General features: G+C 68.1%; 22 protein-coding genes. 9 read left to right on the forward strand and 13 right to left on the reverse strand.

Annotated elements, in window-relative coordinates; genetic code table 11:
- The first annotated feature begins 48 nt into the window (after positions 1–48).
- Together CDO52_RS07160 and CDO52_RS07165 are read left to right on the forward strand one after the other, a co-directional pair.
- Entirely contained in the window at positions 49–996 is a 948-nt protein-coding gene (locus CDO52_RS07160; RefSeq protein ID WP_017620012.1) for an alpha/beta fold hydrolase, read from the forward strand.
- 188 nt (positions 997–1,184) lie between these two features.
- Complete coding sequence (locus CDO52_RS07165) at positions 1,185–1,820, forward strand: TetR/AcrR family transcriptional regulator (RefSeq protein WP_017620013.1); 636 nt, start codon at positions 1,185–1,187, stop codon at positions 1,818–1,820.
- A gap of 57 nt (positions 1,821–1,877) precedes the next feature.
- Here the strand turns inward: CDO52_RS07165 and CDO52_RS07170 are convergent, their stop codons facing one another.
- The 3 genes from CDO52_RS07170 to CDO52_RS07180 form a co-directional block, all read right to left on the reverse strand.
- Positions 1,878–2,882: an FAD-dependent oxidoreductase gene (locus tag CDO52_RS07170; protein ID WP_017620014.1), complete on the reverse strand. Its 1,005-nt coding sequence runs from the start codon at positions 2,880–2,882 to the stop codon at positions 1,878–1,880.
- Between the two features lie 325 nt (positions 2,883–3,207).
- Positions 3,208–3,402, reverse strand: a complete 195-nt coding sequence (locus tag CDO52_RS07175) for a hypothetical protein (protein WP_026126045.1) — start codon at positions 3,400–3,402, stop codon at positions 3,208–3,210.
- A complete protein-coding gene (locus CDO52_RS07180; RefSeq protein WP_026126046.1) occupies positions 3,395–3,655 on the reverse strand; it encodes a hypothetical protein in 261 nt (86 codons plus the stop codon). The genes CDO52_RS07175 and CDO52_RS07180 overlap by 8 nt, the downstream gene beginning before the upstream one ends.
- Positions 3,656–4,177: 522 nt before the next feature.
- On the opposite strand from CDO52_RS07180, the gene CDO52_RS07185 reads away from it, so the two are divergent.
- Positions 4,178–5,191, forward strand: a complete 1,014-nt coding sequence (locus CDO52_RS07185; protein WP_157745476.1) for an SEC-C metal-binding domain-containing protein — start codon at positions 4,178–4,180, stop codon at positions 5,189–5,191.
- A 38-nt stretch (positions 5,192–5,229) separates the two neighbouring features.
- Here CDO52_RS07185 and CDO52_RS07190 read toward each other — a convergent pair whose 3' ends face one another.
- Positions 5,230–5,373, reverse strand: a complete 144-nt coding sequence (locus tag CDO52_RS07190) for a hypothetical protein (RefSeq protein ID WP_193373691.1) — start codon at positions 5,371–5,373, stop codon at positions 5,230–5,232.
- 1,108 nt (positions 5,374–6,481) lie between these two features.
- Between CDO52_RS07190 and CDO52_RS07195 the strand changes: the two genes are divergently transcribed.
- The gene (locus tag CDO52_RS07195) at positions 6,482–7,249 is read left to right on the forward strand and encodes a FadR/GntR family transcriptional regulator (protein WP_017620017.1); all 768 of its coding nucleotides are present in this window, start codon (positions 6,482–6,484) and stop codon (positions 7,247–7,249) included.
- Between the two features lie 110 nt (positions 7,250–7,359).
- On the opposite strand, the gene CDO52_RS07200 is transcribed toward CDO52_RS07195, so the two are convergent.
- The 6 genes from CDO52_RS07200 to CDO52_RS07225 are packed head-to-tail and all read right to left on the reverse strand — an operon-like array spanning position 7,360 to position 13,940.
- Positions 7,360–7,962 carry an HAD family hydrolase gene (locus tag CDO52_RS07200; protein WP_017620018.1) on the reverse strand — a complete coding sequence of 201 codons (603 nt, stop codon included), beginning with the start codon at positions 7,960–7,962 and terminating at the stop codon, positions 7,360–7,362.
- A 49-nt stretch (positions 7,963–8,011) separates the two neighbouring features.
- Positions 8,012–9,349, reverse strand: coding sequence for a sugar porter family MFS transporter (locus CDO52_RS07205; RefSeq protein WP_152471743.1), 1,338 nt, complete (start codon positions 9,347–9,349; stop codon positions 8,012–8,014).
- A gap of 5 nt (positions 9,350–9,354) precedes the next feature.
- Complete coding sequence (locus CDO52_RS07210) at positions 9,355–10,395, reverse strand: Gfo/Idh/MocA family protein (RefSeq protein ID WP_017620020.1); 1,041 nt, start codon at positions 10,393–10,395, stop codon at positions 9,355–9,357.
- Entirely contained in the window at positions 10,392–11,921 is a 1,530-nt protein-coding gene (locus tag CDO52_RS07215) for a GMC family oxidoreductase (RefSeq protein ID WP_017620021.1), read from the reverse strand. The genes CDO52_RS07210 and CDO52_RS07215 overlap by 4 nt, the downstream gene beginning before the upstream one ends.
- A gap of 37 nt (positions 11,922–11,958) precedes the next feature.
- On the reverse strand, positions 11,959–12,735 hold the full coding sequence (locus CDO52_RS07220) for an SDR family NAD(P)-dependent oxidoreductase (protein WP_017620022.1): 777 nt from the start codon (positions 12,733–12,735) through the stop codon (positions 11,959–11,961).
- Positions 12,735–13,940 carry a sedoheptulose 7-phosphate cyclase gene (locus CDO52_RS07225; RefSeq protein WP_033301016.1) on the reverse strand — a complete coding sequence of 402 codons (1,206 nt, stop codon included), beginning with the start codon at positions 13,938–13,940 and terminating at the stop codon, positions 12,735–12,737. The genes CDO52_RS07220 and CDO52_RS07225 overlap by 1 nt, the downstream gene beginning before the upstream one ends.
- 941 nt (positions 13,941–14,881) lie before the next feature.
- Between CDO52_RS07225 and CDO52_RS07230 the strand changes: the two genes are divergently transcribed.
- On the forward strand, positions 14,882–15,790 hold the full coding sequence (locus CDO52_RS07230; RefSeq protein ID WP_094932276.1) for an aminoglycoside phosphotransferase family protein: 909 nt from the start codon (positions 14,882–14,884) through the stop codon (positions 15,788–15,790).
- Between the two features lie 210 nt (positions 15,791–16,000).
- Entirely contained in the window at positions 16,001–16,291 is a 291-nt protein-coding gene (locus tag CDO52_RS28080; protein ID WP_017620025.1) for a hypothetical protein, read from the forward strand.
- A gap of 81 nt (positions 16,292–16,372) precedes the next feature.
- Here CDO52_RS28080 and CDO52_RS07240 read toward each other — a convergent pair whose 3' ends face one another.
- Positions 16,373–16,750 (reverse strand): VOC family protein, encoded by a 378-nt coding sequence (locus tag CDO52_RS07240; protein WP_017620026.1) that lies wholly within the window; start codon positions 16,748–16,750, stop codon positions 16,373–16,375.
- Between the two features lie 364 nt (positions 16,751–17,114).
- Between CDO52_RS07240 and CDO52_RS07245 the strand changes: the two genes are divergently transcribed.
- On the forward strand, positions 17,115–17,477 hold the full coding sequence (locus tag CDO52_RS07245) for a GatB/YqeY domain-containing protein (protein WP_198345834.1): 363 nt from the start codon (positions 17,115–17,117) through the stop codon (positions 17,475–17,477).
- Between the two features lie 217 nt (positions 17,478–17,694).
- Here the strand turns inward: CDO52_RS07245 and CDO52_RS07250 are convergent, their stop codons facing one another.
- Complete coding sequence (locus CDO52_RS07250) at positions 17,695–18,192, reverse strand: hypothetical protein (RefSeq protein WP_017620028.1); 498 nt, start codon at positions 18,190–18,192, stop codon at positions 17,695–17,697.
- 343 nt (positions 18,193–18,535) lie between these two features.
- Between CDO52_RS07250 and CDO52_RS07255 the strand changes: the two genes are divergently transcribed.
- Positions 18,536–19,300: an SDR family oxidoreductase gene (locus CDO52_RS07255; protein ID WP_026126049.1), complete on the forward strand. Its 765-nt coding sequence runs from the start codon at positions 18,536–18,538 to the stop codon at positions 19,298–19,300.
- 46 nt (positions 19,301–19,346) lie between these two features.
- On the opposite strand, the gene CDO52_RS07260 is transcribed toward CDO52_RS07255, so the two are convergent.
- Entirely contained in the window at positions 19,347–20,324 is a 978-nt protein-coding gene (locus CDO52_RS07260; protein ID WP_094932809.1) for an Lrp/AsnC family transcriptional regulator, read from the reverse strand.
- Positions 20,325–20,503: 179 nt separating this feature from the next.
- On the opposite strand from CDO52_RS07260, the gene CDO52_RS07265 reads away from it, so the two are divergent.
- Positions 20,504–22,141 (forward strand): amidohydrolase, encoded by a 1,638-nt coding sequence (locus CDO52_RS07265; RefSeq protein ID WP_017620032.1) that lies wholly within the window; start codon positions 20,504–20,506, stop codon positions 22,139–22,141.
- Positions 22,142–22,462 lie beyond the last annotated feature (321 nt).

Below are 22,462 nucleotides of genomic sequence, written 5' to 3' on the forward strand. Positions count from 1 at the left end.
TCAGCGGCGTCGCGTCCGAGTCGTCCCCGATGGGGGATTCGATGGACGGTGATCGGGCTGGTGGCCGCCGCCCTCGGGGGCTGGTTGACGGTGCGGGACACCTCGCCCGTCGGGCACTTCACCTCCGCCCAGGGCCACGACGAGTTCTTCGCGGCGTACCAGCGGGCGATGGAGGACCTTCCGGAGCCGGATGCCACGCTCGACGTGCGAACGGACTACGGAGTGGTCCGGATGTACCGGTTCGACGGTGCCGCTCCCGAACAGGCTCCGCTGGTATTCCTGCCGGGCCGGGCCTCGGCGTCGCCGGTGCTGGCGGACAACCTTCCGTCTCTGCGGAAGATCCGTACCGTGTACACGGTCGACCTGCTCGGCGAGCCCGGGGCCAGTATTCAGACCCGCCCGATCCGCGACGACGAGGACCAGGCCCGGTGGCTCCACCAGGCGCTGTCGCAACTGCCCGAGCCCAGGGTGCATCTGCTTGGACTGTCGATCGGCGGTTGGACCGCCATGAATCTCGCCATCCGGCAACCGGACACCCTCGCGAGTGTCACCCTGCTCGATCCGGCGATGACCTTCGCGGACATGCCTTGGGAGACGGTGGCGCGGTCCATCCCGGCCTCGGTCCCCTGGTTCCCGAAGAGCTGGCGGGACGGGTTCAACAGCTGGACCGCAGGGGGTGCCCCGGTGGAGGACGTCCCGGTCGCGGACATGATCGAGTCGGGCATGAAGAACTACGCCCTCGAACTGCTGGTGCCCAGCCGGTTCTCGGCCGAGCAGCTGCGGACCGTCGGCCTGCCGGTGCTGGCGATCATCGCTGGTGAGTCCGTCATGCACAACTCGCCCGACGCCGCACGGCAGGCCGAGGACACGCTCTCCCGGGGCACCGTGCTGACCTATCACGACGCGTCGCACGCGATCAATGGCGAATACCCTGACGAGATTGCCGCCGACGTCGCTGCGTTCCTGAGCGAGCTGGACGAGGGCTCCGCCGACTGAATCCGAGCAGGCACGCGCCCCGGTCTGGCGCCGGCGGAGCAGCCGTTTCCGCCCACGGCTTCGGGCAGGATAGTGACGACACCTCCTGGACCACCGGACTCGGCCCTCGGCCGTGGGTCTACGCCCCCGGCGGCGGCCGTCACGGCAACCGCCACCCCTCTCAGCCACCAACAGGAGGTCGAAGAAGAGTGCCCGCCAGGTCACATGGCGTCCGCGATGCGGCGAACCGACAGCCGACATTCACCGAGCAGGCCCGGCGAGCGCAGCTGATCGCCGTCACGATCGACCTCGTCGCCGCTCATGGCTACGCCGGGTGCTCCCTGCAGCGCATCGCGGACGCCGCCGGCATCACCAAGGGTGCGGTGATCTACCACTTCGCGACGAAGAACGCGGTCATTCGTGCCGCTTACGACGCGGTCATCGGCGCGCTCACCGAGAGGGTCACAGCCGCACTGGAGGCGGCGTCAGGCCCCGCGAGTGCCGTGGACGCTTACGTCGATTCGATGATCAGCCACATGGCCGAGAACCCGACGCATGTACGCATGATCGTCGAGGCGCTCAGCCCCGCGAACGCCACGGGCATCGAGGACCATCCCGGATCGGCCGCACGGTGGCAACCGCTCGCGGACCTCATCACAGCGGCGGTGGAGGCCAGGGAGTACCGCTCGGATGTGGACGCGAAGATTTTGGCGATCATGCTCACCGGTGTGATCGACGCTGTGGTGGCGCAGGCCCGCACCGACCCCGAGTACGACCTCGCCGGGAGTACGGGGGCCGTCCTCGACATGCTGCATCGCACGGCCCTGCGAACAGGCGGGTGCTGAGGACCAGAGCGGGGAGGGCGTGAGTGCCCGGCGAGCATGGGAGTGCCGGGACAGCGATCAAGCCACGCCTTGGGCCGGGACGAGGTCGCAGACGGTCTCCGCACAGCCCCACGACAGGGTGACTCCGGCACCTCCATGGCCGTAGCAGGCGATGACAGGCAGCGGATGGCCCTCGACACGTTCCAGGCGGACGGTGTCCCGGGCCGGGCGCAGACCGGCGGCTCGGGAGAGGACCGGAAGCCCCTTCAACGCGGGGATCAGGCTGGTTGCGCGTTCCAGGATGGCCCGCTCGGTCTCGGGGTCGGGCTCGGTGTCGTAGGAGCCGACCTCGGCGACGCCGCCGCAGACGATGTCGTCGCGGCGCGGAACGACGTAGGTGACGCCCGCGGGATTGTCGTCGTCGGTGATCCACTCGGTGAGTCCGGGGTTGGCGAGCCGGACGATCTGCCCGCGGATGGGGTAGAGCGTGTGGTCGTCCAGGAGTGCGCCGGAGCGCATCCCCGCCGCGACGACGACCAGGTCGGCCTCTCCGTCGAGGTCCCCGACGGAGGAGATCGTGCGGCGTGCGAAGCGCACTCCCAGTTCCGTGCAGCGGCGGTGCAGCCAGGAGAGGTAATACGGCATGGCGATCACGGGTACGGTCGCCCGCACACCGGCCACCGCGCCGGGCGGCAGCTTTGCGGCCTCCGCTTCGCGGTGACCGACCACGGCTGCGGTCCAGGAACGGTCGGCGTGCTCATCACGCTCGACGACAGTGCCTGCCCTCAGGTCGATTCCCGTGGCGGGGTCGGCGGCCAGGTGTTCGAAGCGCTCCTTGGACCGCTGCAGCCACGACGCGAGCAGGGGCGAGGCTCCGCTGCGGTAAGGGAACCAGATCGCGGCCGCGACGCCGGACACGCTGTCGGCGGCGGGGCGGTCGGCGACCACGGTGACGGTGTGGCCGTGCAGGCGAAGGTCGTGGGCGATGCTCAACCCCATGACACCCGCTCCGATGACGGCGATCCGCCGGTGCCCAGGCGCGTTCTCGCGGTCGTCGTGGCGGGCCGGAGAGTGGATGGCCATGGTGCCTCATCATGGTTCACCGCCATCCGACGGCACAACACCGGTGCGGTCTCGCCTGGTCATCAGGGCTTGCCCCGGAGTCCTGGGCACGTCGTGCCATACGGCCGTGACCAGCGTCAGCCATCGCCGGAGCACCGCCAGCCGGGCGTCACATACCCGCGGGCCAGCGGTTGTTGTCCAGACGCAGGGGACCTCCTCCCATCAGCGGACACCGTCTTCCCTGGCGCAGGACTGGACACACAGCAAATCGCGAACCATACGGGCGTGAAGCACGACCGCTACCAGGCGGAGCTCAACGGTTGGAGAGGACCCGCCGCGCTCCTCATCAGTCCCGATGGAGGAACTCGCGGAGGCGAGCGGCGAACGTGTCGGGCTGCTCGGTGAAACCCACGTGACCACCGGGAAAGAAGACGGGTGCCGAGCCGAGCGCTGCCGCGAGTGCCCGGGAGGTGCGGTCACACAGCTGACCGGTTGAGTCCTCACCGATGCCGACGACGATGCGGGTCGCGGCGTCACGCAAAAGGTCGAGGTCGGGGTTGGCGCATCGTGTGCAGGAAGAACCGCCGGTCCTCGGCGGCCTCCTTCTCGGTGCGCTGCCCGAACATCTGTTGGAAGACCTCCTCTGGCATAGGGAGGCCGGCGATGTCCATGAACGTGCGCCACGCCCCCAACGCATCGCCGGAGACATAGGTGTCGATCATGTCCTCGGATGCCGCGATGAGCTCGTCGTGGTCGTCGAGCATGTTGTAGAGCGGGGGCTCGTGGGCGATCACGGTGTGCGCCTGGTCGGGATGGGTTTGGGCGAGTGCGAGCGTTCCTTCCCGTAGAGGATGGGGAGGCGCTTCCCCTTCAAACTCCATACCTGGAGAACGCCGACCGGCGCAGCATGATTCGGTCAAAGCGCCACGGGCATTGAGATCCGACCAACCTGGCTCTGGGTGGTTACCGGGCAAGGATGCCGCTTTGGTGTGGCTCCACCCTCTCGTCGGCACCTGTTGTGTCCGGATCGCCATGCCCAGGATCAGCCACGAGGGCGACGTGATCGGATGCGGGGTCACCTCGGCATCCTGCCAAAACCGTATTGGCGCGAGGCGTCGGCTGCGCGGAAAAACCTCCACGCCCAGTACCGGGTGTCCACGCGTTCGGCCGGGGTGAGTTCCGCGAGGAACAGCGGGCCACCGGCAAGCCGCCGGACATGGGGAAGGCGTGGGACCGGACGGGGGTACCGCCGCGCGGGTGCGGTAATTCTGTGAATGACCGCTACGCCCCGTGCGTCCCTCGGTAGCGTTCCGAATATGCCTACCCCTGACCCCCAAGACATGTCTGCGGTCACCGGCGAGGGGGAAGACGAGCTCCTTTCCCGTGTCATGCGCCTTTCGCTTGGTCGCGGCGTCGAGTACGTCCTCCGGAATTACCCCGACGACACGGTCGAGTTCCTTCTGGAGACCGCGAGAGACCTGATCAGCAAGGGCCAGTGCGAACGGGCGATGGCCGTGTACGAGGCGGTCATCGCGGCGCCGCCGTCGGAAGCGGACGCCCAGGACGCCATGGTCGAGAGAATCGACCTGCTCCTTGAGCAGGGCGACACCGCTGCGGCGGACGAGGCTATCGGCGAGCTGTCGAAACGCGGGCCGATGGAGATGCCCGCCGTCCTCCTCGCCGAGAGCCTTGAGGCGCGGGAGCGACTGGAAGATGCTCTCACCTGGTTCAACAGTGCCTGCCGTCGTGGTCTCAGGCAGGTTCCCGAGGATGCGGTGCGGAATCTCCTCGATCTGGGGGCCCTGCGGGGGCGCGCCCGGGTGCGATCAGCGCTCGGCTTGGCAGAGGACGAGTTCGATGTGGCGGTGTGGACACAATACGGCGAGAGTCGAATGGGTGGACGGGAGCGTCTCGTCGAGTCGGCCGCTGGGCAGGAAGCGTTGCCCCAGGGCACGATCAGCGCGTGCTTCACCCGGTCCTCGTTCGACCGTGCTCGGCGGGAGGGCCTGCTGTACGGGGAGGAAGCGGAGCGGGCTGGTGATGACCCTGACGCCTACTACCTGGCGGCCGAGCGGGCGGTTCGGCGGTTGGCGGAGGAGCACCCGGACGTCAAGGTGTACTTCGCCGTGCACAGCGTCGAGGACCTTGTCGCCTACGCGGCGGAGAACGGGCGTGACCACGCCGCTCCGGAGACGCGGAACGCGTTCGTCGAAACGCTACGTGAGGACGATCCGCGCATCATCGCTTGGCCCCCGAGGCGCAATGAGGCGTGCTGGTGCGGGGCCGGCCGAAAGTACAAGAAGTGCTGTGGTTCCCCGTCGAAGCGCTGAGCGACGTCGGCCCGACCTCGCATAGGCTGCCGCCCCGCCTACAACTCGACGCGTTCGCCGAGGCGGAGCCGCCGGATCTCGTCCCCAGCCCGCTCGGCTTCCACGGCCAGGACGTCGTCCAGGAACCCGACGTTGTCGACCGGAGGCACATCCGGATGGCTGCAGTGGTGCTTCTCGCCCACCACGGACACCTCGAAGCTTCGTGATTCCCATGGTCGCCAGCCTGCCAATCGGCCAGGGAAGCGACATCAACGTTCGCGACGGGCCGAAGCCGACGAAACGGGAAGGTTCGTGATCTCCGGCTGGAGTGCCGCACCACACGCGTAGATCGTGATCTGGTCAGCTGGGTCTGGGCGTAACCGACCGAGTCGGCGGTCGGATCCGCGTTCTCCTGGTCGAGGCAGGCATTGAACTCGGCGAGCGGGGCACCCATGACCGCCGCGAACCCGTGGAGGGGCTCGTCTAGCGACATCGACGCGGCTGCATCCCGGTCGACCTTCGCCCGTTCCCGGCGCAGCCTATAACGGCGTTCGACGGCGCCGTGCACCCGCTGCGGCGATGAGGCCGCACCGCGTCAGTACCCCCTCCTACTGGAAGAGGCGAGTAGCGCCGCTCGTACGAGTCGTGGCTCGCGACGGCAGGTTCTCCACGCTCCACGCCCGAGCGCAGCCCGGCCGAGGTAAGTGGGATGGAACCCCCGACGGCAGCCGAAGCGGTCCCAGCTCTCGCTCGTGGTGACTCTGTCGGTTCTCGTCGCGTACTTGCGCACAGGCAGGTGCGCGGATGCCGACCATGAAATCGGTGACCCCCAGGTCCACCTCAGCGACATCCTGCACTGTCGGCGCCGATGCCTTTCCCATCCCTTCGTCGAATGCCTGCAGTCGCCGGACAGCAGGCCCTCGGCCGACATCCGGCCCAGGCCGGTAGCGTGAACGGTCTCGGTGTGTAGGGCTCTGCGGCCCGGGGGTGATTCCGGTGGCATCGGCGGTCAGCCGCGATCCGGGGGAGGGCTGGGCGGTCTTCATATGAGAGGTGCTTTTGATTCACGCGGAAACTACTACCTCAATGACCTCAGCGAACATCATCGCCCCAATACAAGGAGCGGTTTGGGTATGTCGGGGGGCGTTAGCGGCCACGCTCTCTGTGTGAGGCCGAGGTGAGTGACGCGGCACCGTCCACGAAGCCTCACTCGTTCGGTCAGGCCAGTGCCTCAGCCATTCCCGGCGCCCCTGTTACCGCTCGCCCCGCAGACGGTCGAAAACCGAGCCCAGAGAGGATGGGGAAGGACCTGTGAACGCAGAAGCCGACCACCGCACCCTGCACAACCGCGTGCTCGCGGAGCTGGGGCCGGCGATCTCGGCCGGTGAGTACGCTCCCGGCCACGTGTTCACGCTCGAGCGCCTTGTGCAGCACTACGGCGTCTCCCGAACCGTGGCCCGGGAGGCCGTGCGGGTACTGGAGTCGATGCGGCTGGTGGTGAGTCGGCCGCGCACCGGCATCCGGGTGCGTCCGCCTGAGGAGTGGAGTGTCTACGACCCTCAGCTCATCCGCTGGCGCCTGGCGGGCCCCGGACGGATGGCCCAACTGCGTTCGCTGACCGAGCTGCGCGCGGCGATCGAACCTCCGGCCGCTGCTGCTGCCGCCCGGAACGCCTCGCCCGCGGAACGCACGGAGCTGGTCGAGCTGAACGCCCGCATGGTCGAGACCGGAGAGAAGGGGAACCTGGAGGAGTTCCTTCGGCTCGACATCGAGTTCCACCGCCGCATCCTCACGCTGTCGGGCAACGAGATGTTCGCGGGGCTGTGCGGAGTCGTCGCCGAGGTGCTCACCGGTCGCACCGAGTACCACCTGATTCCGAACCCTCCCCGGCCCGAGGCGCTCCGCCTCCACACGCACGTCGCCTCCGCGGTCCACGGCGGTCTCCCCGACGTTGCGGAGGCCGCCATGAAAGCGATCGTCAGCGAGATCATCGCGGCACTGGAGCAGGTCGAGGACGGTGCGGCCTGGCAGGGCCTGGCAGCAGGCCAGAACGTGGTCGGGGATTCCTACATCACATGAGGAACGCTCGACCACGGAAGGTAGGGACCCCGTGTATTCCGGGCGTATGTCGGTAGGGCCGGACGAGCGTGGCCGCGATTCGGCCTGCGCCTCTGATCGGCCGGCTGCCGTCAGGCTCGGGCCTCGGTGAAGGGGCGGACGTCGATGACGGCCATGCCCGCGGCGTGGGCCGCGGCGATACCTTCGTCGCTGTCCTCGTAGACCGTGCAGCGTGAGGGCGCGGCTCCCAGGTCCTGGGCCGCGCGAAGGAAGATGTCCGGGGCGGGCTTGCCTCGCTGCACATCATCACGGGTCACCAGGGTGTCGAAGTGGTCGTGGAACGGTTGGTGCCGCAGCGTCTCTTCGATGATGTGACGGGCCCCGCCCGACGCCACCGCCATCGGCAGTCGACGGTGCATCGCATCGACGACCTTGAGGACCTCCGCGTGCGGTCGCACGTTGTGGGCCTCCTTGAGGAACAGTTCGTCGCGCTCCGAGACGATCTGCTCCACAGAGCGGGACAACCGCAGGCCGCGCTCTTCGACCAGGGTGCGGATCATCTCCGCGGAGGAGAGCCCGGTGCGGGCATCGAACCACTCCTGCTCTAGGACCACGCCCTCGGTGGCCAAGGCGCCGGACATGGCGCGGTAGTTGGTGTACTGGCTGTCGACCAGGGTGCCGTCCCAGTCGAAGAGCAGGCAGTCCGCGTTGTGAGGTACGAGTTCGGGGTGCATGCGAGAGTACGCTTTCCTGTTTCGTCGGAGGCCGGGACGGTCTCGGGGGTCAGCTGGACGGGTTGGTGGAGGGCGCCTGGTCGATGGCGGAGGCGGGCTCCCGTGCGGAGACGAGCGAGCGTCCTCGTGTCTCTGGCATCCATCGGCCCAATGCCAGGGCCGCGGCTCCGGTGATCGCCGCGTAGACGACGAACGCTCCGGCGAGCGACAAGCCCTGGACGAGGGGCAGGAACGTCGTCGCCACCAGGAAGTCCGCTGCCCAGTGTGCAGCTGTGGCCAGACTCATCAGGACACCGCGTGTCCGCGAGGGGTAGATCTCGGCGATGTAGACCCAGAACACCGCGGCTGGCCCGACAGCCCCGGCCGTGATGAACACGCACAGCAGCAGCGCGGTCGCTGCCCCCACCGCCCCGAGGAACTGGGCGACGGCGATCGCCACGGCAGCGGCCGCCATGACCAGCAGTCCGCCGATCATGAGTGGGCGCCGCCCCCACCGGTCAAGGAACAGCACGGTCACCACCGTGGCCAGGACGTTGCACACCCCCACCAGGATCGATCCGACGATGCCTCCGGCGGAGGTGAGTCCACTGGACACGAGGATCGTGGGCGCGTAGTAGATCGCCGTGTTCAGGCCCGTCAGGTGGACGAGTACCGCGATGGCGAGGCCCAGGGCCACCCATCGGGGGCCCGCCTGGGCGCAGGCCTTGCGCAGTTCGAGCCCGCGCACCGGGCCCGTCAGGCTGGGCTCGGGTCCCGCATCGATACCGAGCCGGAGCGCCGCCCGCTTCGCCCGGGTGCCGAGCCCCTGGCTGCGCAGCCAGTCCGGCGACTCCGGGACCAGAAAGCCCCCGACCAGTACCACCAGGGCCGGGACAATGCCGACGGCGAGCATCCAGCGCCAGGCACCGGTGGGCTCCAGAAGGTAGGCCACCACATAGGACAGCAGCAACCCGCCGGTGAGCATGAGCTGGTTGAGGGTCACCAGTGCGCCGCGGCGGGCGGGCGGCGAGATCTCCGAGATGTACAACGGCACGGCGAGCGACGTGGCCCCCAAAGCAAGGCCGACCAGGAAGCGTCCGCTCAGGAGCACCAGCGGGCCGGAAGCGGCGGCGGAGGCGGCGGTGCCCACCGTGTACACCGCCGCCGCGACGAGGATCACCGGGCGGCGGCCGAACCGGTCGGCCAGCCACCCGCTGCTGGGAGCGGTCAGTGTCGCCCCCAGCAGGGCGGCCGACACCGCCGCTCCCTGTTCCCAGGACGACAGTTCGAACGCCGTGGTGATGAAGGGCAGCACCCCAGCGATCACGCCCGTTCCGTAGCCGAACAGCAGGCCACCCAGGGACGCGAGGAACACCGTCAGAGCGCGCACCACCACCGGTGACCGCATCGCGGTCACGGAACCACCGTCGCGTCACCCGTGGTGGCGATATTGGCCCCATCGGCGGCCGCGGAGGCCACGAGAGACGCGCCCACGCGGGCGGTGTTCCGGGAGTCGGCGAGCGACATGGGGGCGAGGACGTTGTCGCGTACGGCCTCGGCGAAGGCGGCGACCTGGAGCTGGTAGTGGTTCGCTGAGGGAATGGTCTCCTCGCGGATCCCGTCATGGGTGAGCACGGTGATCACACCGTCCTCGCCCTCCATGGCCCAGGCGTTGCGCACGGTGATGCTGCCGCGAGTTCCCTGGAGCTCGTAGTAGGAACGGGGCCCGTAGTCGATGCTGTAGTCGACCACCGCACTGCGCCCCTGGCCGAAGTCCATCGTGGCGACCGCGCTGGTCTCCACGTCGATCCCCGGGCGGCGGCTGAATCGGGCACTGACGGTCTGGGGCACGTGCCCGAAGAACAGAAGCGGGACGTCCACCGCGTAACAGCCCACGTCCCAGGTGGCGCCCCCGCCCAGCGACGGTTCCAACCGGATGTTGCCGCTTCCCGACTCGATGCCGAACGCGAACGAAGCCCTGACGACCCGTAGCTCACCGATCTCACCGGATGCGAGGAGCTCGGCGGTGCGCCGCTGCTGCGGGTGGAACCGGTACATGAAGGCTTCCATGACAGTGCGCGAGGCCGCCTCGGCCGCCTTCTCGATGCGTACACAGTCGTTTTCGGTCATCGCCATGGGCTTTTCGACCAGGACGTGTTTGCCGGCAGCCAGTGCCCGCAGGGTCCAGTCGACGTGGTCGGAGTTGGGGAGTGGGATGTAGACGGCGTCGAGCGCGTCATCCGCGAGGAGCGTCCCGTAGTCGGGGTGCACGGTGGCGCCGAAGGACCGGCCGACCTCCGCTGCGGCGGCCGCCCGCTCGGGGCGGCTCGCTACGGCGGAAAGCTCGCAGCCGGGGGTGCGGGCGATGCCGGGCATCACGTGCGTGCTGATGTAGGAGGTGGCGCCCAGTACGCCCCAGCGCAGGGTCGTGCTGTCCGCTGCGAATCTCGTCATGCGTTCTCCTCCTGGATGAACTCCGCTGCGCGCTCGGCGATCGCGACCACAGCACAATGGATGTTTCCGGTGATCATGTTCGGAATGACGGATGCGTCGGCCACCCGCAGACCACGCACGCCCTTCACCCGGAGCCTGGGATCCACGACGGCTTCGTTGTCCCCGTCGCCGCCGAACCGACAGGTACCGGCCGGGTGGAACTGGGTTTGCGCGTTGGCCCGGACGAACTCCTCGAGTTCCCGGCGCGTGGGTGCCTCGCCCAGGGGAGCGCTGCTGGCCAGGTCCGCGAGGGGGTCGGTGGCGGCGATGTCGCGGGCGATCCGCGTCCCTTCCACCAGTACGTCGAGATCCGCGGGGTCGGACAGGTAGGCGGGGTCGATCAACGGGTGCGTGCCCGCATCGGCGGAGGCGAGGGTGAGCCTGCCTCGGCTGAGCGGACGGGTGACGCCCGGCCCGATGGTGAAGCCATGGCCGAACCTGCCCGCGTTGTTGAGGTCCTTCATCGGAGCGAAGGACAATTGCACGTCCGGCGCTGGTGATTCGCGGCTGAGAGTGAGGAATCCGCCCGCCTCGCCAAGGTTGGACGAGTCGGCGACGGGGTGCGCATGGGCGGTGTCGTAGGCCAGCGACACTTGCACGTGGTCGTGCAGGTTGCCGCCGACCCCGGGCAGGTCCACCGCGACCGGAATGTCCAGCGCGGAGAGGTGGTCAGCGGGTCCGATGCCACTGAGCATGAGCAGTTGCGGGCTCGCCACCGTACCCGCGCACACGACGACCTCGCCGGTGCAGCGCACGGATGCCACCGTCGTGCCGCGCCGTACCCGGACCCCCGTGGTGCGCCCGTCGGCCAGGAGGATGCCGAGGACGTGCGTGTTCTCCCACAGGGTGAGGTTCGGACGGTCGAGGGCCGGGCGCAGGTAGGTGCGGGCGGTGTTGCCCCGGCGGGCGGGAGCGTCGGGGGAGGCGGCGGTGCGTGTGGTGCGGTAGAGGCCGACGCCCTCCTGCTGGCCGGCGTTGAAGTCCGGATTACCCGGCAGGCCGTATTTCTGCGCGGCCTCGATGAATGCTGTCGCGAAGGGGTGCGGGTCGGTGTTCTCGGCCACGGGGAGGCGACCGTACTCTTCCGCGTCGGCGGGGCCCTCCAACCGCTCCAGGTACGGAAGCATGTGCCGTGCGTTCCAGGTGTCGCCGCCCCACCGCTCCCACGCGTCGAAGTCCGATGCCGCGCCGCGGATATGCACCATGGCGTTGATGGCCCCAGACCCGCCCACAGCACGGCCGCGAGGCCAGGCGAGCTCCCTGCCGCCGAGCGCGGCCTGCGGCACCGTCCGGTACCCCCAGTCCAGCTCGCTGCCGAGGAGTAACGGCCAGGAGGCCGGGCGGGCGATCCGCGGATCGTCATCACGCGGTCCGGCTTCCAGCAGCAGGACCTTGCGATCGGGGTTCTGACTCAACCGTGCGGCGAGAGCGCTTCCGGCGGCACCCGCGCCGACCACGACAAAGTCATACGTTTCAGAGCTGACCATGGGGAATTCCTTCGTTCCACGGAGCTGGCGATGGGCGTCAGGTGGCGAGGAACCCGCCGTCGACTCCGATGACTTGCCCGTTGACGTACGACGAGGACGGGGAGAACAGCCACAGAGCCACGTCGGCGACCTGACGGGGAGTACCGATCGCACCGGAGGGGATCAGCCGCCGCCACGTGGTCGCCCCGCCCACCGCCGCTTCCGAGGCGGCCAGCATGTCGGACTCGATCGGACCCGGGGCCACCGCGTTGACGCGTATCCCTTCCTGGGCGTGCTCCAGGGCCGCCATGCGGGTCAGGGCGACCGCCGCGTGTTTGGAGGCCACGTAGGCGCCGATTCCGGGGAAGACCGTGCGTAGCCCGTGCACCGAGGTGTTGTTGACGACGCTGCCGCTCCCTTGGGCTGACATCAGTCGCAGTTCTTCTCTCAGACAGAGCCACAGTCCCCGCGTGTTGACCGCGAAGGTATGGTCGAAGTCCTCCGGTTCCAGTTCGGCGAGCCGCCCGTCTCCCGGGATTCCTGCGTTGTTGAAGGCGCAGTCCACGCGACCGAACACGTCGACGGAACGGGTGAACAGCTCGCGTACCTGGTGGGGACTGGTGACGTCGCACTGCGCGAATAGCGCTTCGCCTCCCTGAGCGCGGATCTCCTGCACGACCTCGGTTCCGCGTTCCTCATTCCGCGCCGCGATGACGACGCGCATTCCCGCTTCGGAGAACGCGACGGCGGACGCGCGGCCGATGCCCGCGCTGCCGCCGGTGACGACCACGACCTGCCCCCGGTGGGGGTGTGGGGCATCGGCTTCGCGGCTCATCAGCTGGCCCCGACAGACTGCGCGTGGTCGTCGGCGTGCGATGCCAGCAGGCGTCCCATCCCGTCGCACGCCTGGGCGATCTCGCCCTCGGTGACATCGTTGAGGAAGCACACCGCACCGATCCCGGTGAGGATCGGCAGGTTCTGCTGACCGTTCCGGTGACGGATCGTGTCCGCCAAGGCTTCGGATACGAGCGCCACATCACTGAAGAGCGGATGCGAAGGCTCCAGCCCGAGCCGCCGCGCCACGGCGATGATGCGGTCGAGGTCAGCGCCACTGATCAAGCCGCGGTGAGCGGCAATGATGGCGGAGAACACACAGTCCATGGCCACCGCTTCGCCGTGCAGGAGTTCCGGGGACGCCCGCATTTCCACAAGCGGTGAGAACGAATGCCCGTAGTCAACGGAGCGCTGGAGGTTCTTCTCCCACAGGTTCGGTTCGAGTTCCTCGGCCATTCCTGCGATGGACCGGCCGATCACCTCGTCGGCGATCGTTCCCGTCAACCCGTCGTATCCGGGCGTTGGATCCTGGAAGCGGTGCTGAATGAGTTCCGCGCCGTGCTCCTCCAGCAGCTCGAACAGACGCTGATCCTTGATCAGCGCCATCTTGAAGATCTCGCCCATTCCATTGCGGAGCTGCCGGTCGGGAACGGTAGCGAGAAATTCACGGTCGATCAGGGTGCGTGGAGGTGGAGTGTAGGAGCCGAGGCGGTTGCGGTAGCCGCCATAATTGACGCCGGACTTGGCCGCCACACTGACGTCCACTTGGGAGAGCAGGGTTGTCGGTACGCGTATGAACGGAATCCCGCGCCGGTAGAGACTCGCGGCGACCCCCACGACATCGGCCACGACTCCGCCGCCGATAACGATGGGCGGATTGCTCAGACGGTTCGTGCCGACTTCGTTGAGCTTGTTGACCACTTCAAGGGCGCGATCAATGGACTTGTACTCCTCGGATCCGGGAAGCGTCAGGTACTCGACCGTCGCGGAGTTCTCGGCGAAGTACGAACGGATCCTGGTCCCGTATAGTTCGTCGACGGCGTGATCGAGGATGATGAGCCGTGTATCCGTGGTGCTCCCGCCGCCCGGGACGGCGAGGAGCTCAGGGTTATCGGGATCGAGCAACCCTGGAGTTTCAATGACCTCGTATTCGACGTCGAGTTGAGCTTTGACTCGCCATCCCTGGGTACGGGGAGAAGGGTACACAAACTCTCCTTTGTGAAGAATGTGACGCATGGCAACACGGCGCTCGACGCTGCCCTGGGCATTGCGTGGTCACTTCGCGCAGGACCATATACCTGATCAGGACTTCGAATCGCCGGCGCAAAGCCGAAAGGTGAATTGACCCCGGATCACCGCGGAGATCGTATGAGTGTGGCCTGGTTTATCTTCCGCGAGGCGGGGTTTTCAGGGCGTTGGCGAGGCGGTAGCCAACCGCACTGATGTAGGTGAAGCGGCCGCTTTGGTTGCACACTTAAACAAGTATGGACCTCCCCCGAGGAAACGCTCTCCACGTCGCGGACATCGCTGTCCGCGGAAACTGAGATGCGTTCTGATTTTTGACATGTTTGTCCGCCTCTGGGTAGTGACGGTACTCATTTCATCCGCTAACCGTCAATGATGATCAGGTGGGGCATTTGACCGTTTTGCCCGTATTGGAAATATCCAATTTACATCTGGACTGCGGATCATCGGTTGTTACTCCAGGTCACTGCATGGCTGTTTGCGATTCATCGAATTTCTGGTGATTTGCGTCACATCGTCGTTCACCTGGATCTTGCACAAGCTTCACCTGACGCGCTGCTGGAGCCTGTGCTCGCGGGGAGAGTTGGACGTCATCGAGACCATCCGAAGGGGCCTCGGTCCGAAAGGAGCTTTTCGGGGCATGCAGCACCGCGGAAGGGAGTCATTTTGTTCGGCCAGTGGCCCGACGCCGAGTGATGGGCGCCTGTTCTGTGCGACCTCGGGAGCTCTAGTGCGGCAGGGCCTGCCCGGGGTCCTACGGCAGCTCCGACCGCTGGTCGAGGAGGACCGGTTGAGCAGCCGGAACGTTGGCGCTGCCCTGGGCTTGAGGGCTGGGCGGACCGTCATCGGTGCCTGCCGATAATTCGTTGGGCGGAACGCCCCCTGGAGGCGATAATCCCGGCATGGTTTCGACGCCCGTGGACGGCCGTGCCGGAATCGACGTCGCTCTGGTGAGGCGTCTGATCGCCGCGCAGTTCCCGCGATGGAAGAACCTACCGGTGCGGCCGGTGGAGGTCGACGGTTTGGACAATCGGACCTACCGCCTGGGTGACGACATGACGGTGCGCCTGCCCACGGCCGCAGGCTATGCCCCTGCCGTGGACAAGGAGCATGACTGGCTGCCGCGGCTCGCCCCGGCGCTGCCGGTCGCTGTGCCGCCGATTCTCGCCAAGGGCGAGCCAGGAGAGGGATACCCCTTCCCCTGGTCCGTGCGCGGCTGGCTGCACGGCGAGACGGCTGATCGGGGACGCATCGACGACATGCCGCGGTTCGCGGTGGCGGTGGCCGAGTTCATCCATGCCCTGCAGCGGTGTGACGCCACCGGTGGGCCACTCGCCGGTGAGCACAGTTGGTACCGCGGGGCTTCGCCAGCCCACTACGACGAGGGGACGCGCCGCTACCTGGCCGTGCTGGACGGGCGTGTCGACACGGATCGGGCCGCCGCCGTCTGGGAGACCGCCCTGGCCGCCATGTGGTCCGGTGAGCCCGTGTGGTTTCACGGCGACATGGCCCCGGGGAATCTGTTGGTCGCGGACGGGAAACTGACGGCCGTCATCGATTTCGGCACCTCAGGCGTCGGCGACCCGGCCTGCGATCTGGTGATCGCGTGGACGATGTTCTCCGGCGACAGCCGTCACGCGTTCCGCGAGGCGGTGGGCCACGACGAGGGCACCTGGGCGCGTGCCCGAGGCTGGGCGCTGTGGAAGGCGCTTCTGCTTCTGGCCGGAACCATCGACACCGACCAGGATGAGGCCGACATCAACCGGCGGGTCGTCGACGAGGTTCTCGCCGACCATGACCGCTTCGGCTAGCGCGTGCCCGGATCTCTCTACGGGCTTGGCCGGTCCCTCCGCCCGCCCACCGGCATGCCTCCCCTCGCTGGGTCTGCGGATGATGATGCGCCCCGACGGCTGGGTTGACCCTCGAAGGGGACCAAGCGGCAGCTGATCGATGGCATCCGGTGGCCGTAGCGGGCGTCCGCCCGCTTTCGCGACCCTGGTGACGACCGTGGCCGCCATGCCGTGGAGCGCGGTATCAACCGGCTCAAACGTCACCGGGCGGCCGCGACCAGAATCGACAAGCTCGCCGTCCGATACCAGGCCACCATCCACATCGCCGCGATCAACGAATGGCTGTCACCCGCTTTGAAACACGACCTAGCCGACACACCGTGGGACGCCGACATCGCAGCGCCGGGCGACGACCCGACCCTCCGGGAGACGACGTTCGGTGGTGGCAGGGGGCTGCTGTCGTTCCGGGGCGATGACGATGCCGAGATGGTCCACGTGTTCGCGATCGCCTGGATCGGATAGCGCTTCTCTTGCTACTGGAGGCCGGACACGTCGCCTATACACCCTCCACCCGGGCGCGGCCCTCGTTGCCGACGAGGGCCGTCAGAGTGGGTCGAGGCGGGCCTTGAGCAGGCAGAACTCGTTGCCTTCGGGATCGGCGAGGACGTGCCAGGGCTCTTCCCCGGTCTGACCGATGTCGACGAGTTCGGCCCCGGCGGCCAGGAGGCGTTCGAGCTCGGCGTCCTGATCACGGTCGGTGGCGTTGACGTCGATGTGCAGCCGGAGTTTCCCGTTCTTCGGCTCGTCGTCGCGGCTGAGGATGATCGTCGGCTGCGGGCCGCCGAACCCTTCGCGCGGCCCTATCTCGATATCGCCCTCGTCGCGATCGAGCACCATGAAGTCCAGGACCTCGCACCAGAACCGCGCCAGCACCTCGGGGTCGTGGCAATCGAGCACCAGCTCACTGATACGGCATGCCATTGACGAAACCTACTCTCAGCGTGGGAACTGCCGGGGTGGCCGCGCGCGGATCTCATGTGCTCCCTGTAGTGAGAACACTTTCGCGACCGTACCGGGCGAGGCGAGCAGGGGCGAGGTGATTTCAGGCCCTCGCCTGGCCGGGCCGTCAGGCAAGGGCCGTAGGTCGCCCAGTATCGAAGGCGCACCTGGCCCATGGTTGGTTACGATCACGGCCCCACTGGCTTTTTCTGGCCGCTGTGACACGTCGGAAGATACCCTTCGCGTCCTTTGGGCTGGTGCGGCTGGGCGTTCCCGTGGGCGGGACTCCTGGTGATGGAGGGATATTCCGTTGTGCGTCCAGGGGCACGGCCATAAGGTCACCGGCATGTCCTTGCGAGTTCGTATGCGTGAAGCCCTGCCCGAAGCGATGCGCGCCCGGGACAGGGTCGCAGTGAGAGTCCTGCGCGCAACGCTCGCCGCGCTGGACAATGCCGAGGCGGTGCCTGCGGATGAAGCCGAGCTGCGCGGATCGGCCATCGAGCAGTCGCCGGTCGGCGTCGGCGTTTCCGAGGCAGCGCGGCGGGAACTGAGCGAGCGCACCGTTGCGGACATCGTGCAAGCCGAGGCCGCCGAACGGCTAGAGGCTGCAATGCAGTTGACCGCGCCCATGCACGCTGATCGCGCCGCGCAGCTCCGTGCGGAGGCCGCCGTGCTGCTTCGGTTCCTCGACGGTGCTGGCGGCGTGTAGGACTCGGTAAGAGCGTCGCGCCGTATCGGGGTCGATGCAAGGAGTTTGACCCACCGCCAGAGGCACTCGATGACACTGGTGGCGCCCCGGTGATGATCGGAAACGCGTCGTCGGCGCCCTCCGCATCGTCGTCACCGCCTGATCGGCCATCCGGCTTGGCGGGGGCCGCGCAGGTGTCGAGACCGGGCGGCCGCCGCCAGGTGCTGCGCGCCGACGCCTAATCGGCCGAGGTCAGCCAGAAGCTCTTGTCGGAGAACTGCATGTTGTCGAGCCTCATGACGAGCCGACCGTGGTCGTCCTCGTTCGCCCAGACACAGGTGATCGGCTCATCATCCGGTGACACGAGCTGGACTTCGTCCATCTCGCAGCGGACATGCTCGCTCTTGGTCTTGTAGCGGGCGACATCCTCGACCGCACTGCGGACGACGTGGCGTCCGTCGACTGGCTCCATCTCCGACATGATCGAGCCGATGGAGACGTCCCACTTGGCGCTGATCCCGTCCACGGTGACAGTGCAGGTGATGTCCTCTGATGAGCCGAACCCGCCGGACCCGCTGACCTCCGGGCAGTCAGCTTCTACACCGTCCCCGTACCAGCGTGCATAGACGCTGGTCGTCTCGATGAGGGACCACTCGACCCGCTCGCTGACGGGAGCGTCCTTCGTCGGTTCGGGAGGCAGCCCGCTCTTGTCGAGTTCGGGAGAGTCCTCCGGCACAGGACCGGCTCGCAGTTCATCGAGGTTCGGACCCGAACACGCACCCAGGGCGAGAACGGTTCCGAGAGCGAATACTCCGTAGGACGCTGACCGGAGGGGACGGACTGGGTTGTGGATCATCAATTCCTTTCCCGGCATACAAGGCAAACGGTGATTGTACGGCTGTTTCCGGGCGACGTCGGGAACGGACTGTGCTCGTCTCCACGAACAGGGCCGCGACTTCATCGGCCGCGATTCCACCCAGCGCCCGCGCCATCAACGTCGAGGCGGCGTTGGGTGTCCACGGCGTGTTGCCAGCCCCCAGGTCAGTGCTCTCGGGGACCTGAGTCCTAAGCTCGTGGTCATGGAGCAGCGAACGATCTTCATCACCGGTGCCAGCGCGGGTTTCGGCGCGGCGATCGCGCGTCGTTTCGCCGCCGAGGGCGCCCGTATCGTGGCCACCGCGCGGCGTGCCGAACGGTTGGACGACCTGCGCAAGGAGCTGGGCGACGACGTCGTCCTGCCGGTGGCGCTGGACGTGCGCGACCGGGCGGCCATCGAGCGGGTCGTGACTGACCTGCCGCCTGACTTCGCCGACGTGGATGTGCTGGTGAACAACGCTGGTCTGGCGCTGGGGCTGGAGCCCGCGCATGAGGCTGATCCCAATGACTGGCAGCGGATGCTCGATACCAATTGCGCCGGGCTGATGCACTGCACGCGCGCCCTGTTGCCGGGGATGGTGGAGCGCGGCCGTGGGCACGTCGTCAACATGGGGTCGATCGCGGGGAGCTACCCCTATCCCGGCGGCAATGTCTACGGCGCGACCAAGGCGTTTGTGCAGCAGTTCAGCCGGAACCTGCGGGCCGACCTGCTCGGTACCGGCGTGCGGGTGACCTGCGTGGAGCCCGGCCTGGTCGGGGGCACCGAGTTCTCCAGTGTCCGCTTCGGCGGCGACAGTGAGCGCGCCGCGGCGCCCTACACGAACACCGAACCACTGACCCCGGAGGACATCGCCGAGACGGTGCACTGGGTCGTGTCGCAGCCGCCGCACGTCAACGTGAACGCCGTCGAGCTGATGCCGGTTTCCCAGGCCTTCGGCCCGATGCGGATCCACCGCACCGAGTCGTAAACCGGGGCCTGGCTCCGAACAGGGGCGCGTCGGTGGTGCGACGGACTCAGTGTGCTGCCCGGTCGGCGTTGGGGCGGGGCAGTCCGGCGCGCTTGAAGGTCGCCAGGATCGGGGTGGTCTCGATGCCCGTGACGTGTCGCAGTCCGCCGATCGTGTCGGTCAACAGCGAGTAGAGCGCGTCGAGATCGGCTGCGGCCGCGGCGGCCATGAGGTTGGCGGGTCCGGTGGTGGCGGCGGTGAAGTGGATCTGCGGGTGCCTGCTGAGGGCGTGTGCGGTCGCGTCCAGCCCACCGGGTGCCACGGTCATCCACAGCAGTGCCTCGGCATGGATGCCGAGGAGGGCGAGGTCCACCTCGGTTGCCAACCGCACCACGCGGTCGGCCAGCAGGTCGGTGCGTCGGCGTGCGGTGAGGGCGGCCGTCCGTGCGCGGCGGGCCAATTCGGTGTAGGTGGCCCGCCCATTGTCGGCCAGGCCCCGGATAAGCGCGTGATCGGTGTCGTCGAGCGCGAGCCCGCCGGGCGGTGACGCCACCTCGCGGCGCAGTACCTCGGCTTCCGCCGGAGACAGCAGGCCGCCGGTCCAGTCGAAGGCGGCGGGGAAGACCCGCAGCAGGGTGTGGGAGGTCCAGGAGTCGACGGCCTCCGTGGCGGGCAGGTCGCGCAGCAACAGCCGGTTGCGCGCTTCGGGCCCGTCCAGGAAGACGACGGTGCTGATCTCGTCGCCGCCGCTCAGAACGTCGACCCAGACGGTATCCGGGCGTTCGGCCAGGACCGCGGCGACGGCGCGGATACGCCGCGGGCGGCAGCGGATGCGCAGCGCCATCGGGATCAGCTCGGGGAAGCAGCCGGGGTTGCGTACCGCGGTGACACGCACGGTTCCGTCCTGCAGCAGCGGTCCCGCGCGGCGGACGACGGTGCGCTCCGAGACGCCGATCGTGTCGGAGACGGTCCGCCATGAAGCACGGGGCGAGGCCAGCAGGGCCGCGACGATCCGCCGATCGGTGTCGTCCAAGCGGTGGCGCATGATCAGCATCATAGGCGGCATATCTGTCGTGTTTTCTGCAGTAAAGCCGGTGTTTCTGGCGGGTGATCCGGGTGAGCCGGAGGCTTGCCGTGACGTACGCGGCCCCGGGAAGCGGGCCTCGTGTCACGGGAGCGTGACGCGAAGTCCGCGGGCCGATCCCAGAGGGAACGGAGGCTCGGATGAACAGGGAAGCGACGGCCGATCTCGTGGTGCGCGCGGGCACGGTGCACACCATGGCCGCAGCGGAACGACCGGTGACCGCGCTGGCGGTGCGCCGGGGGGAGATCGTGGCCGTGGCCGCGCCGGAGAATGCACAGGATCTGCTGGAGACCTGGAGCGGGCCGGGCACGACGGTGCTCGACGACCCGGGGCTCGTCGTACTCCCCGCCATCGTCGACACCCACAACCATCTGATGCTGGCCGCACGCAACAGCCTGGGCGCGCCCGTATCACTGGCCCAGGACATCCCCCGGTTTCTCGAACTGATCCGCGAGCGGGCGGCCCACACGCCTTCGGGCCAGTGGATCATCACCGGCGCCGACTGGCACGAACTGCATCTGGCCGAACGCCGGATGCCCACCGCCGAGGAACTGGACCGGGCCACCACCGACCACCCCGTCCTGGTGCTGCGCGGTGGCCACAACGGGGTGCTCAACTCCGCCGGGCTGCGCTTGGCGGGCATCGGCCCCGACACCCCCGACGTTCAGGGCGGCTACATTGCCCGGGACGCCGCAGGGCGCCCGACCGGCCGGGTCCAGGACGCCGCCCTCGAACTCGCCCAGAAGGCGCTGCCCGCGCTGCCCGCCGGGGCGCTAGCCACGGGCCTGGCCCACGCGTCCACCGAGTACGCGGCGCACGGAATCGGCAGCGTGCGCGATCCCGCCGTCACCCCGCAGGAATGGCACACCTATGTGCGGGCCCAGGCCGACGGGCGGCTGTCGGTCCGCAGCCACGCCATGATCCTGTCCACTCCGGCGTCCATCTTCGCCGCCGGATCGATGGGCGCCTACCTCGACGCTCTGGAAGCCCAGGGCATCACGCCCGATGCCGGCCAGGGCCGACTGCGCCTGTGGGGCCTCAAGTTCATCCTCGACGGCGGCGTCGAGGCGGCCGCGCTGGAACGTCCCTACGCTGACCGGCCCGGCTACCACGGGGACCTGATGTGGGACCGTGACGACCTCGCCCAGTGCTTGGCTGTCTGCGTCCGGCGGGGCTGGCCCGTCGGTACGCACGCCTTCGGCGACCGCGCTGTCGCCGTGCTGCTCGACGCCATCCGCGACGTGGTCGGGCAACACGGTCCGATACCCCCGGGTGCGCTGGTGATCGAACACGGTGGCCTGATCGGCGGCGACCAGATCGCCGACGCGGTCGACCTGGGTGTACATATAACCGTCCAGCATGCCCTGTCGGACGGGCTCGGCCCGGCTCTGCTCGCTTCTTTCGGCCCTGATCGGACGGCCGCATTGTGGCCACTGCGGGAACTGGTCGACTCCGGCGCCTGGATCAGCGCGGGCACCGACCACCCCATCGGCCCGCTCGACCCCCTGCGCTGTGTGCACGGCATGACCACCCGGCACACCCCGACAGGGGTGCGCGGGCCGGAGCACGCCATCGACCGCGCCGAGGCACTGCGCCTCTACACCAGCTCCGGGGCACGGTTGCTCGGCCACGCGGCCACCGGCACCCTCGTCCCCGGCGCACCGGCCGACATGGTCGCTTACCGGGCGGACCCCTTCACCTGTCCCGCGGACGACCTGCTCCGCCTCGCACCCGAGATCACCGCCGTCGGTGGCGAGGTCGTGTACCGGAGAGCGTGAAGGCCGCTGGGTCGCTGACGGGCGCCGGGCCTCGCCGCGGTACGCCGAGGCTGGTGGAGGAAGGGCGTTCAGATCTGAGAGCGCGCTCGTGGCTGCCATCAGCCGAGACTCAATGCCATTACAGTACAAACGTACAGTAAAGTATTGCAGGGCTCCTCTTCCTTCTGGTTGGGTGCTCGACGGGAGTGGCAAATGGGCCTACGCCGTCATGGGCTGAGGTTTTTGGGGTGTGGCTGTCTGTGACTCGGTGTCTGATCAGTGCGGGGGAGGAGAGTGATCGATGCTCCTTGTGCTCTTGAGTCTCGGGCGATCGATATATAC

The organism is Nocardiopsis gilva YIM 90087, assembly GCF_002263495.1.
Taxonomy (GTDB): Bacteria; Actinomycetota; Actinomycetes; order Streptosporangiales; family Streptosporangiaceae; genus Nocardiopsis_C; species Nocardiopsis_C gilva.

What these genes read in the sequence shown, in the direction of transcription:
- CDO52_RS07170 (WP_017620014.1), bottom strand. Translation starts at nt 2,882, where the DNA reads ATGGCCATCCACTCTCCGGCCCGCCACGACGACCGCGAGAACGCGCCT.
- CDO52_RS07185 (WP_157745476.1), top strand. Translation starts at nt 4,178, where the DNA reads ATGCCTACCCCTGACCCCCAAGACATGTCTGCGGTCACCGGCGAGGGG.
- CDO52_RS07200 (WP_017620018.1), bottom strand. Translation starts at nt 7,962, where the DNA reads ATGCACCCCGAACTCGTACCTCACAACGCGGACTGCCTGCTCTTCGAC.
- CDO52_RS07205 (WP_152471743.1), bottom strand. Translation starts at nt 9,349, where the DNA reads ATGCGGTCACCGGTGGTGGTGCGCGCTCTGACGGTGTTCCTCGCGTCC.
- CDO52_RS07210 (WP_017620020.1), bottom strand. Translation starts at nt 10,395, where the DNA reads ATGACGAGATTCGCAGCGGACAGCACGACCCTGCGCTGGGGCGTACTG.
- CDO52_RS07215 (WP_017620021.1), bottom strand. Translation starts at nt 11,921, where the DNA reads ATGGTCAGCTCTGAAACGTATGACTTTGTCGTGGTCGGCGCGGGTGCC.
- CDO52_RS07220 (WP_017620022.1), bottom strand. Translation starts at nt 12,735, where the DNA reads ATGAGCCGCGAAGCCGATGCCCCACACCCCCACCGGGGGCAGGTCGTG.
- CDO52_RS07230 (WP_094932276.1), top strand. Translation starts at nt 14,882, where the DNA reads ATGGTTTCGACGCCCGTGGACGGCCGTGCCGGAATCGACGTCGCTCTG.
- CDO52_RS07240 (WP_017620026.1), bottom strand. Translation starts at nt 16,750, where the DNA reads ATGGCATGCCGTATCAGTGAGCTGGTGCTCGATTGCCACGACCCCGAG.
- CDO52_RS07245 (WP_198345834.1), top strand. Translation starts at nt 17,115, where the DNA reads ATGTCCTTGCGAGTTCGTATGCGTGAAGCCCTGCCCGAAGCGATGCGC.
- CDO52_RS07255 (WP_026126049.1), top strand. Translation starts at nt 18,536, where the DNA reads ATGGAGCAGCGAACGATCTTCATCACCGGTGCCAGCGCGGGTTTCGGC.
- CDO52_RS07260 (WP_094932809.1), bottom strand. Translation starts at nt 20,324, where the DNA reads ATGCGCCACCGCTTGGACGACACCGATCGGCGGATCGTCGCGGCCCTG.
- CDO52_RS07265 (WP_017620032.1), top strand. Translation starts at nt 20,504, where the DNA reads ATGAACAGGGAAGCGACGGCCGATCTCGTGGTGCGCGCGGGCACGGTG.